Consider the following 10,541-nt stretch of genomic DNA (forward strand, 5'->3'; position numbering starts at 1 on the left):
AGAGGGCGCGGTGATCGACTCGCGCCGTAAGCTGCTGCCGCACATCCGGCCGTGGCCGGCGGCCAGCGGAACGGAAGAGGGCGCGAATGCGGGTGCTGTTGTCCACCTACGGGACGCGTGGTGACGTCGAACCGCTGGTCGCGCTCGCGGTGCAGCTTCGGGCGCACGGCGTCGAGGTGCGGCTGTGCGCTCCACCCGACGAAGAGTTCGCCGAGCGGCTGGCCGGCCTGGGCGTGCACCTGGTGCCGATCGGACCGCCCGTGCGCGAGCTGATGCGCGCGACACCGCCGTCGGCGGCGGAGCTGGCGCGGTACCGGACCGAGCTGGTCGACGCGCAGTTCGGCATCCTCCCGGCGGCGGCGGAGGGGTGCGACGCGCTGGTGGTGGCCGGCCTGGCGCAGGTCGGCGCGCGGTCCGTGGCCGAGGCCGCGGGGATCCCTTACGTGTACGTGACCTACGCCGCGGTCAACCTTCCCTCGCCGCACCACGCGCCGCCGCCGCGGCCGGGCTGGCCGGAGCCCGCCGGCGACGACAACCCGGCGCGGTGGGACGAGGACGCCCGCAGGGTGAACGAGCAGTTCCGCGAGCCGCTCAACGGCCATCGCGCGGCCCTCGGCCTGCCCCCGGTGGACGACGTGCGCGCCCACGTCTACACCGGCCGGCCGTGGCTGGCCGCGGATCCGGCCTTGGGTCCGTGGCCGGAGACCCCGGGGATCGACGTCGTCCAGACGGGCGCCTGGAGCCAGTCCGACGAACGCCCGCTCCCGGCCGGTTTGGAGACGTTCCTCGACGCGGGCGCGCCGCCGGTCTACGTGGGCTTCGGCAGCATCCGGCCGTCGCCGGACATCGCCGCGTGGGCCGTGGCGGCGGCCCGCGCCCGCGGACGCCGCGTGCTCGTCGCCCGCGGCTGGGCGGATCTGGACCTGGCCGACGGCCGGGACGACTGCTTCGCCGTCGGCGAGGTCAACCAGCAGCGCCTGTTCGGCCTCGTGGCCGCGGTGGTCCACCACGGCGGCGCGGGCACGACGGCGACCGCGGCCCGGGCGGGCGTGCCGCAGGTCGTGGTGCCCGTCCAGCTGGCGGACAACCCGTACTGGGCCGGCCGGGTGGCGGCGCTGGAGGTCGGCGCGGCACTCGACGGCCGGACCGCGACCAGAACGTCCCTGGACGCCGCGCTGGAGACCGCCCTCGCCCCCGAGACCCGGGCGCGGGCCACGGCACTGAGCACCCGGATGCGCGCCGACGGCGCGAAAGTGGCCGCGAGCCTGCTGATCGACACCATCCGGTGAGCGAAGCGGCCGGTTTCACCGGATCAAGGCCTGCAGCGGGGATGTTCAGGCCGTCCGCGTGACCGCCGGCTGGTGCCGTTCGCGCGAGCCGGGCGCTGCAGCAGAGGTGGCAATGGGAGCCCTGCCTGCGTGGGCGGGCTCGCAGGGTCGGTGCCGCCACCCGTGAGGATCTCGCCGAACGGTTTCGCTGTCGACATCCAAGCGTTGAAAGACGCCGGTCTCGGATTGGCGGATTTGCTCGGGGCACCTCTGGGAGCAGACCCGCTGCTATCCGCTCCGGCGCCGCCATCACGTCGCGGCGAGTCTCGTGCGCGGGGACTCGGCGGGCGGCTCAGCGGGGCTTCGGTGCGGACCACGGTCAAGCCGCGGCCGACGTCGTCAGGTATGGACGACGACGAAGTCCGCCGACCGCTACGCTCAGGCGCTCAGGCCACCGCCTTGGGTCCTTAGAGCGGGCTGTGCCACGAGCATGACCGCCGGCGGCTTATACAGGCCGGTATCGAAACGCCGGCTTGGCGGGCGGTCAGTGGCCGCCGTTGGGTTTCAGGGCGTGCGTCAGCTTGCGGATGGTCGGGTTCAGGTACAGCTCGCGCAACGGCAAGGCGGGCAAGCCTTGCTGTTGCATCGCGGCGTCCAAGCGGACTGCGTACAGCGAGTTGCCGCCCAGGCTGAAGAAGTCGTCGTCCGGTTCTACCGGTTTGCCCAGCACCTCTGCCCAGATCTTCAGCATGACCGGGTCGACGTCGTCGTCGGCGTTGTCTGGGCGGTCGGAGGTGGAGTTGTGGGCGAACTCCGGGGCAGGGACGGCTGCCGTGTCGAACTTGCCGTTTGTGGTGAGGGGTAGCTGGGGTAGCACCGTGATCGTGGCCGGGAGCATGTGCTCCGGGAGGAGTTTTGCCGCCCATCGGCGGATTGCGGTTGTTGTGGTGCCGTCGGTTACCACGTAGGCGTCCAGGCGCAGTGCCGCGGTGTCACCCGCGTCGCGGCCGCCGACTACCACCGCGGCGTCGTGCACGCCTGGGCACTGGCGGAGTACGCCGCGGACTTCGCCGGGTTCTATGCGGAAGCCGCGGATCTTGACCTGGTCGTCCAGCCGGCCTAGGTGTTCCAGGCGGCCGTCGGGCAGCAGGCGGCCTCGGTCGCCGCTGCGGTACATGCGGCCGCCCGTGAACGGGTCGGGCAGGAACCGCGCTGCCGTCAGGGCCGGTCGGCCGAGGTAGCCCATGGCTACCCCGGCGCCGCCCACGTGGATCTCGCCGGGGACGCCGATCGGTAGGGGACGGCCGCGTTCGTCCAGTACGTAGAGGTGCCAGCCCGGCAGTGCGGGACCTACCGACCGGGAGCCGGAAAGTGCTTCGCGGCGGGTGATCGTCTGCGCTGTGACGTGCACCGTCGTTTCGGTGATGCCGAACATGTTCACCAGCCGGCACCGGTTCTCGGGGTAGCGGTCGAACCACCCGCGCAGCGGGGCGGGATCCAGCGCTTCGCCGCCGAACACGACCAGCCGCAGCGGCAACGGCGCGAGCGGCGCCCGGTCGGCGGCCATCAGCTGGGCGAACGCCGACGGCGTCTGGCTGAGGACGGTGACCCGCCGTGACACGAGCAGCGCGCGGAACTCGGCCGGGGACCGCGAGACCCAGTACGGCACCACGACGAGGTGCCCGCCGGTGAGCAGCGCGCCCCAGATCTCCCAGACGGAGAAGTCGAACGCGCTCGAGTGGAACAGCGTCCAGACGTCGTCCGGGCCGAGCCCGAAGTCGCCGGTGGTGGCGGCCAGCAGCGCCGGCACGTTGCGGTGCGGCACCACCACGCCTTTCGGGCGGCCGGTGGAGCCGGACGTGTAGATCACGTACGCGGCGTCGTCCGCACTGCGCGCCGGAGCCGGAAGTTCCCCGGTACCAAGGGAAAGCGCTGCCGGTGACACCCACTCGACGTCGCTCGCCGGGAGTTCAGCGGTCGCGGCCACCACGAGCCGCAGGTCGGCGTCCGCGACGGTGTAGGCGAGGCGGTCCCGGGGGTGGGCCGGATCCATCGGCACGTAGACCGCGTCCGCCTTGAGCACGGCGAGCAGCGTGGCCACCAGGTCCAGCCCCCGGTCGAGGCAGACGCCCACCCGGTCGCCGGGGCGCACCCCGTGCGCGACGAGGCCCGCGGCGAGGCGGGTGGACCGGTCGTCGAGTTGTTCGTAGGTCAGGGATTCGGCTTCGCAGGACACGGCGGTCGCGGCCGGTCGCTCGGCCACCCGGCGGGCGAAGACACGCTCGATGCGCTCCGGGTGCCAGTCGGGCTCCCGGGACGGACGGCCGAGTGCGGCCAGGGCGGCGGCCTCCACGTCGTCGACGAGGTCGAGGTCCCGTGGGTCGCGTTCCGGAGCACTCGCGAGCACCTGGGCGTAGACCCGGGCGAGGTGGGTGGCGAACCGTTCGGCCGAGGCGTCGTCGACGTCCGCCAGCCGGTGGTGGACGGTCACGGTCAGCTGACCGGCGGTTGTGTGGGGGACTAGCGTCAGAGGGCACAGCGGGGCCTGGCAGGCGACGTACCCGTCGGCGATCTGTCCATTCGCGAGGATCGCGACGGCCTGACCGGCAGGCCGCGCTGCTGGGTTCGCCAGCTCGCCGAGGGTCGACTCGCCAGAGAAGTCCAGTGATGGCACCGAAAAGCGGTCGAACGCGCCGAGAGCCGCGGTCGGGCGGTCCGGTTCCGGGGCGCACAGCAGGATTTCCTGCGTCGTGCGCCCGGTGTACCGGCTGAGCACCAGGCCCGCCGCGACGACCAGTGCCGGTACCGCGGCGGAGTCCTCCTCGCCGAGCGTGACGTCCACCTGGCCACTGCGGTCACCCGCCCGCGGATCCGAGGTGGCCCAGGCGGTTTCGCCGTCATCCCAGTCGGTGTCGACGGAGGGTGCCGACAGTGAGATGCCCGCGGCCGCGCGGGTGCCCGTGACGACGTCGGCGATGAGCCGTAGCGACGTCAGGTCCAGCGCCTGCCGGCGGGCGACGAGCACCAGGTCGGCCGATCCGTCCGCGTAGACCAGGCACACGGCGCGCAGTACCGGGCCGCCCGGCTCGATCGGCCGGTGCAGTTCGGCGTGGAGCCGGCGGTCCGCCGCGGGAGAACCGGCGGGCGCCGGGACCGGGTCCAGCCACAGCCGGGGCGGGTGGGCCGGCCACCACGTCGTCGCGGCGGCCCGGAACGCGGGTTCCGCGTCGGCCGGCGGGTGGGGGAGGCGGACCCGCAGGGCGTGACACGATGCCCGGGGCGACCGGGATGCCTTACTGGACAAGGAAACCCTCCTGGGAGTGCACGGCGTCGGAGGCCGGGGTCATCGAGCGGTGAAGCCGCCGTCCACGGTCAGGACGCTGCCCGTCACCTGCCGGGACTCGTCGGAGGCGAGCCACACCGCGGCGGCCGCGACGTCGTCCGGTTCGATCAGCGCGTTCATCGGCTGCGCCTGGAGGAAGGTCGCCTCGTGCTCGGAGACGGGGACCGCCAGCGACCGGGCGATCTCCGAGAGCATGCGGCCCTCGACGGCGTCGTCGTCGCGGACGGACCCCGGGCACAGCGCGTTGACCCGCACCTTCGCGGGGGCGTAGTCGAGCGCGGCGGCCTTGGTGAGCCCGATCAGCCCGTGCTTGGCCGCGACGTAGCCGGCGAAGTACCGGTACCCGACCAGCCCCGCCGTCGAGGCGATGTTGACGATGCTGCCCGACCGCCTGTCGACCATCCCGCCGGCGACGGCGCGAATGGCGCGCCACGCACCGGACAGGTCGACGTCGATCATCAGCTGCCACTCCTCCTCGGCGATCTCGTGCGCGGCCTTGCCCGAGGGCGCGGCGATCCCGGCGTTGTTGACCAGCACGTCGATCCGGCCGAACCGCTCGACGGTGTCGGCCACCGCGGTCACGATCCCGGGCAGGTGCCGCACGTCGACGTGGTGCGTCCGCACGGCGACGCCTTGTTCGCGGCACAGGTCGGCGGTGAGGGCCAGCTGGCTCGCCGAGCCCAGCGGGTACGGGACGCCGTCGAGGTCGCCCGCGATGTCCAGCAGCACCAGATCGGCGCCTTCGCGCGCGAACGCGGTCGCGCAGGCGCGCCCGACGCCCCGGGCGGCCCCGGTGACCACGATGACCTTGTCCCGCAGTCTCATGGCGCGCTTTCCCCGGCTACGGCCAGTTCGCCGGCGAGCAGGCCGAGCACCTCTTCGGCCCGGTCCACCAGGTACATGTGGCCGCCGGCCAGCTCGACCGAACGGAAACCGGCGGTGCTCGCCCGCGCCCACTCGGCGATCCGGGCGGCACTCACCAGTGCGTCGTCGCGTCCGCGCAGTGCGGTCACCGGGATCGGCAGCGCCACCCCGGCGTCCGGGCGGTAGTTCTCGTGCATCTCGACGTCGGCCCGCAGCATCGGGAGCAGCATCGAGCGCATCTCCGGGTGCCGCAGCGTGGGGTGGGCGTAGCCGGAGAACCGCTCGACCTGGGCCAGGAACGCGTCGTCGGGCAGGCCGGTCGCCCGGCTTTCCCGGCCGCTCCACGGCCCGGGGGAGCCGCTCACGAAGAGCCGGGTGAGCGGCGCCCCGAGCCGGTCGAGGCGCCGGGCCAGCTCGAACGCGAGCACCGCGCCCAGGCTGTGCCCGAACAGCGCGATCCGCCCGGCGCCCTCGATCCGCTCGACGACGGCGGGCAGGACGTCGTCGAGCGCGCGGCCGACGTCCGCGTGCGGTTCGTCGACGAACCGCTCTTCGCGCCCGGCGAGCTGGACCGCGACGACGTCGAGCGACGCCGGCGCCAGGGGCTGCCAGGCCCGGAAGAACGACGCGCCCGCGCCGGCGAACGGCAGGCAGATCACCGTGGTTTCGCGCACTTGCTTCCCTTCTCCGCGGCCGTCCGGGACGGCCTCACCGTGCCGGTGTCCGCGCTCGGCCGAGCTCCGCCGCGGTGACCAGCTCCCGGCCGCCACCGCTGTCGATCGCGAACGTCAGGCGGTCGAGCACCCGCGCCAGCCGGGCCAGCATCTCGTCGTGGTCCGCGGCGACCCCGCTGATCAGGTCGAGCGGCCGCGTCATGACCGACGCCGGCAGCGATGTGCCGGGTTCGAAGTACGGCCGGTACCCGGTGACGCCGGGGACGCGCCGGACGTCGTCGACGCCCAGGGTCTCGAGCAGCGTGAAGGCGCCGACCGGGGCGGGGGTGTTGTACTGGAAGTAGACCTGCCCCGGCCGGGGCGGCCGCTCGGGCGGCTCGGCCCCCAGGGCCAGCCGCGCGGTCAGCTGGACCATGTCCAGGCCGTGGGCCCTGCGGGCGAGGTCGTTGATGTGCCCGCCCATCCGGCCGTTGACCTCGATGATCCGCGGGCCGGCCGCGGTCAGCTTGACTTCGGTGTGGCTCACGCCGAAGCGCACCCCGAGCGCGCTCAGCGCGCGCCCGGTCAGCTCCTCGACCTCCCGCTCTTCGGCCGGGGACAGCGGGGAAGGCCAGAACTGGCCCACTTCGCGGAAGGGCGGCAGGGTCGGGAACTTCCCGGTCACGGCGAGGTGCCGGACCCCGCGCGGGGTCGTCACGCTCTCGACCGAGACGTAGTCGCCGAACGGCTCGCTGGGCCGCCCGGCCAGGAACTCTTCGAGCACGAGACCCGCTACCGGGTCGGGGCCCGCCAGCAGGTCCGCGCTCAGCCGGGCGCCCGCTTCGGCGTCGGTGACGAGGTGGGTGTGCCGGCTTCCCTGTCCCCGCAACGGTTTGAGTACCGCCGGGACGCCCACCGCGGCCACCGCGCGCGGCCAGTCGCCGGCGTGGCGGACCGGGTGCGCCCGCACCTCGTCGACGCCGTGGGCGCGCAGCTCGTCGCGCTGCCGCAGCTTGTCCGTCAGCAGCGCCACGGCCGGCGCCGAGTGGAACCGCAGGCCCAGCCGGTCGGCGATGCGCGCGGCGACCGGCATCATGGTGTCGCTGAAGGTCACCACGGCGTCGATCCCGATCGCGGCCAGCCGGGTGAGCACGGGCTCGAGACCGTCGTCCAGGAACAGGACCTCGCCCAGCTCGCGCAGCAACGGCACGAGTGGTCCCGCGGGTCCCGCTTCGTGGCCCACGAAGACCAGGTCGCCGAGCGCGCCGAGGCTGAGCGCGACCTCGGCCGCGTTGACCGCACCCCGGTCGTAGGCGACGGCGAAGGTGGTCACGCCGGTTCTTCCGGTGGCGCGGCCGCCACCAGCCGTCGCGCCGCCGCGATGAAGTCGGCCAGCACCGGGTGCTCGAAGATGAGCCTGATCGGCACCTCGGTGTCCCAGCGGGCGCGCAGCCGGGTGATCATCCGCATGGCGGCGGTCGAATGGCCGCCGAAGTCGAAGAAGTTCGTTTCCGGTCCGTCGGGCGGACTGCCGAGCACCTCGGTCCAGGCCTGGATGACGGTGTTGCCGACCGGGTCCGGTTTCGTTTCCGGCGGCATATCGATCTTGGGAGAGTTTTTCATTCACGTGTCTCCGGTATGTGCTGATCTTGGAGATCTTCGTAGCGATTCACGCTAGCAGTGATCAATTTGTCAGCTGTCGGTAATTTTACCCACTCGGGTGCGGTGGGGAATTCCCTTCCTTCGTCGGGAAAACGCGAGCTATAGTCGGGACGAACGTCGAGCCCGGCGAGCATCGGTTCTCGCTGAAATAGGGCGGAAACCGGTCCGGGGATGTGCTCGGTGCCGGGTTGCACGCAACGATGCGGGCAGGTGAGAGGTACTTTTATGTCATTTCTGTCGGCCGTGGAATCGGCTCGTCCGGTAGCGATCTTCGATTCGAATCGATCCGCCGTACGGGTGAACGGCACGCGAATGCTGGCCGATCTCGACAAATTGGCTACGTACGGTGTCGATTCCGAGGGCGGTTTGTCCAGGCTTGGGTTCACTGCCGCGGAAGATTCCGCGCGCGCGTTTTTGCGCGACGCGGCCGCGCGAGCGGGCCTGGGCAGTACGGTGGATCAAGCGGGTAATCTCTTCCTGCACCACGGGGAAACGCTTCCCGACGATCCGGTGGTGCTGATGGGGTCGCACGTCGACACGGTGCGGCGAGGCGGCCGCTTCGACGGCACCTACGGCGTGGTCGCCGGGCTGGAAGTGCTGCGGACCCTCGCCGAACACGACCTGCCGATGCGCAACGCCCCGGTGGCCGTGGCGTTCTCCAACGAAGAGGGCGCCCTTTTCCCCTATCCTTTCTGGGGTTCGCTGGCGGTCAGCGGGCAGCTGGACGCGCCCGAGGCCGCCGTCGACCGGACGGGCCGCTCGATCCGTGAGCCGCTGGCCCGCGCCGGCGGCGACCTGGACGCGATCGGCAAGGCCGTCTGGCCGCCCGGGATGATGGCGGCCTACCTCGAACTGCACATCGAGCAGGGGCCCGTCCTCGAGTCCCGCGGTATCCCGATCGGTGTGGTGACCGGCATCGTCGGGCGCACCATCATGGAGTTCGAGGTGCGGGGCAAGCAGAACCACGCGGGAACCACGCCGATGGACCAGCGGCGCGACGCCCTCGTGGCGGCGGCGAAGCTGGTGCTGCGGGTCGAAGCCCTTTCGGCCGAACGGAAGCTGTGCGCGGTCAGCACCGTCGGCGACCTCGCCGTCGAGCCGGGACAAGCGAACGTGGTACCGGGCCGGGCGCGGCTGACGGCCGAGATCAGGGACCTCGACGCGACCCGCCTCGAAGTCGTGGAAGCGTTGCTCCGCGAAGAAACCACGCGGTCCGCGCGCGATGCCGGGGTCGACGTCACGTGCGTGACGACCATGCGCTCGGCGCCGGTCCGGACCGCGACGGCGCTGCAGACGGCGATCGAGGAGGCGGCGGCGGACCTCGCGCTGCCCGCCGTGGCCATGCCCAGCGGTGCCGGGCACGACGCGCAGATGATCGCCGCCGTCGCGCCGGTCGGGATGATCTTCGTGCCCAGCCGCGACGGGATCAGCCACGCACCCGAAGAGCACACCGCGCCGGGACAGCTCGTCGCCGGCGCCAACGTGCTCCTCCACGCCGCCCTTCGCGCCTGACGAAACCGGCGCAACCGACCGAAACGGGGAACAGCCATGCCGAACGACACCACCGAAGACGAGTTCGAGTACCAGGTCGTCGTGAACGAGGAAGAGCAGTACTCCATCTGGCGGGTGGGCAAGGAGATCCCGCGGGGCTGGCGGCCCGACGGGACCCGCGGGGCCCGGAAAGCCTGCCTGGAGCACATCGAGCGGGTCTGGGTCGACATGCGGCCGCTGAGCCTGCGCTCGTTCATGGACCGGCAGGCGGCCGGGAACTGATCCGGCCGCCCCGGCGCGAGGTCGGCATGCCCGCACCGAGAACGCCGTTCGCCCGGCAGTGCCTGGCGGCGCGCGACCGCATCGGACCGCTGATCCGGCGCACGCCGATCCTGACCGACCCGGACACCGGGATCCACCTGAAGTGCGAGAACGAGCAGGTCACCGGCTCGTTCAAGGCACGCGGCGCGCTCAACGCCCTCACCGCGCTCGGGCCGGCCGCCGTCGTCGTCGGCTCGTCCGGGAACCACGGCATCGCCACCGCGTGGGCCGCGTCCCGGATGGGGGCCGACGCCACGGTGGTGATGACCGAGGCGACGAGCGCGTACAAGCGGAACCGGATCCGGCGTCTCGGCGCGCGGGTGATCACGTGCGCCGGCGGGAACAACGCCCGAGGTGACCGGGTGGCCGAGATCGCTGCCGCGACCGGCGCGGTCCCGGTGTCGTCCTACGACCACCCGCTGGTGGTGGCCGGGCAGGCCTCGGTGGGCTTCGAGATCCTCGAGCAGCTGGCCGGGGCCACGACGATCGTGGTGCCGGTCGGCGGCGGCGGGCTGCTCGCCGGGGTGGCCGCCGCGGTGGAGGTCGCCGGCCGGCGGGTCCGCGTGGTCGCCGCCGAGCCGCGCGCGGCCAACGACACCGCGCTGTCGCTCGCGGCGGGCCGGCGGATCGTGATCGACCCCCCGGTTTCCCTCTGCGACGGCGTTCTCGCCCAGACGCCCGGCGCGTTCACCTTCCCGCTCATCCGCCGGCTGGTCGACGAAGTCGTCGAGGTCGGTGAGGACGAAGTCCTCGCGGCGATGCAGGAACTCGCCGTGCTCGGCCTGACCGTCGAACCGACCGGCGCCCTCGCCTTCGCCGCGGCCCGCACCCTGCCGGCCGCGGCGGGCACGGTCGCCGTCGTGAGCGGCGGGAACGTCGAGCCGGCCGAGTTCCGCCGGCTCACCGGAGCCAGCCGGTACCCCGCCCGTCCCTGATCGT

9 protein-coding genes are annotated in these 10,541 nt (G+C 72.7%); 4 read left to right on the top strand and 5 right to left on the bottom strand.

Annotation, left to right across the window (positions count from 1 at the left end):
• The first annotated feature begins 86 nt into the window (after positions 1-86).
• The gene (locus MUY22_RS28060; RefSeq protein ID WP_247049400.1) at positions 87-1,289 is read left to right on the top strand and encodes a glycosyltransferase; all 1,203 of its coding nucleotides are present in this window, start codon (positions 87-89) and stop codon (positions 1,287-1,289) included.
• Between the two features lie 523 nt (positions 1,290-1,812).
• Here MUY22_RS28060 and MUY22_RS28065 read toward each other — a convergent pair.
• The 5 genes from MUY22_RS28065 to MUY22_RS28085 are packed head-to-tail and all read right to left on the bottom strand — an operon-like array spanning position 1,813 to position 7,751.
• On the bottom strand, positions 1,813-4,572 hold the full coding sequence (locus MUY22_RS28065) for an amino acid adenylation domain-containing protein (protein WP_247049402.1): 2,760 nt from the start codon (positions 4,570-4,572) through the stop codon (positions 1,813-1,815).
• Positions 4,573-4,611: 39 nt separating this feature from the next.
• Positions 4,612-5,436 carry an SDR family oxidoreductase gene (locus tag MUY22_RS28070; protein ID WP_247049404.1) on the bottom strand — a complete coding sequence of 275 codons (825 nt, stop codon included), beginning with the start codon at positions 5,434-5,436 and terminating at the stop codon, positions 4,612-4,614.
• On the bottom strand, positions 5,433-6,149 hold the full coding sequence (locus tag MUY22_RS28075) for a thioesterase II family protein (RefSeq protein ID WP_247049405.1): 717 nt from the start codon (positions 6,147-6,149) through the stop codon (positions 5,433-5,435). The genes MUY22_RS28070 and MUY22_RS28075 overlap by 4 nt, the downstream gene beginning before the upstream one ends.
• A 34-nt stretch (positions 6,150-6,183) precedes the next feature.
• Positions 6,184-7,461, bottom strand: a complete 1,278-nt coding sequence (locus tag MUY22_RS28080) for a hypothetical protein (protein ID WP_247049407.1) — start codon at positions 7,459-7,461, stop codon at positions 6,184-6,186.
• Entirely contained in the window at positions 7,458-7,751 is a 294-nt protein-coding gene (locus MUY22_RS28085) for a phosphopantetheine-binding protein (protein ID WP_247049409.1), read from the bottom strand. The genes MUY22_RS28080 and MUY22_RS28085 overlap by 4 nt, the downstream gene beginning before the upstream one ends.
• Before the next feature lie 351 nt (positions 7,752-8,102).
• Between MUY22_RS28085 and MUY22_RS28090 the strand changes: the two genes are divergently transcribed.
• From MUY22_RS28090 to MUY22_RS28100, 3 genes are read left to right on the top strand one after another with little or no spacing between them, the layout of a single operon-like run.
• Complete coding sequence (locus tag MUY22_RS28090; RefSeq protein ID WP_247064171.1) at positions 8,103-9,302, top strand: M20 family metallo-hydrolase; 1,200 nt, start codon at positions 8,103-8,105, stop codon at positions 9,300-9,302.
• 36 nt (positions 9,303-9,338) lie between these two features.
• The gene (locus MUY22_RS28095) at positions 9,339-9,563 is read left to right on the top strand and encodes an MbtH family NRPS accessory protein (protein WP_247049411.1); all 225 of its coding nucleotides are present in this window, start codon (positions 9,339-9,341) and stop codon (positions 9,561-9,563) included.
• A gap of 26 nt (positions 9,564-9,589) precedes the next feature.
• The gene (locus MUY22_RS28100) at positions 9,590-10,537 is read left to right on the top strand and encodes a threonine/serine dehydratase (RefSeq protein ID WP_247049414.1); all 948 of its coding nucleotides are present in this window, start codon (positions 9,590-9,592) and stop codon (positions 10,535-10,537) included.
• Positions 10,538-10,541: the final 4 nt, after the last annotated feature.

Source organism: Amycolatopsis sp. WQ 127309, assembly GCF_023023025.1.
Lineage (GTDB): Bacteria > Actinomycetota > Actinomycetes > Mycobacteriales > Pseudonocardiaceae > Amycolatopsis.